Source organism: Bacillus sp. J14TS2, from assembly GCF_018333015.1.
In the GTDB taxonomy this organism is placed as follows: Bacteria; Bacillota; Bacilli; order Bacillales; family Bacillaceae_C; genus Lederbergia.
This window is the reverse complement of sequence record NZ_BORE01000071.1, coordinates 1-294: the sequence shown is the minus strand read 5'-3', so window position 1 is coordinate 294 and position 294 is coordinate 1. Positions and strand designations below refer to the sequence as shown.

The 294-nt window shown below is 32.7% G+C and carries 2 protein-coding genes; both read left to right on the top strand.

Features of this window, described 5'->3' with window-relative positions; genetic code table 11:
• The coding region (locus tag KI375_RS28110; protein WP_212976449.1) for a histidine kinase at nt 1-68 on the top strand (68 nt) is incomplete at its 5' end.
• Between the two features lie 12 nt (nt 69-80).
• On the top strand, nt 81-294 hold a 214-nt coding region (locus KI375_RS27120; RefSeq protein ID WP_374706912.1), incomplete at its 3' end, for a hypothetical protein.

The window sequence follows — 294 nt, the reverse complement described above, 5'->3', positions numbered from 1 at the left end:
GTTTATCACGGGAATTACATGATACAGTCGGTCATACCTTTACAAAGATGATAATGGGGATGGAGTAGATAAGTTATTAATTGAAAGATGAAAAGGTTATAAGAAAAATAAATGTTTTAATGAATGAGGAAAATGAAGGTTTAAAAGACATACGAAAACTTGTACACCAGTTGGAACCGTCGACAGTGGAGCTACCCCTTATTCAAAATATAAAACAGTTAGTGGACAAATTTATGGAAAGTACGGATATCTCTGTAAAGTTTCGATGTTTTGGAGATGAATATAGCTTATCAA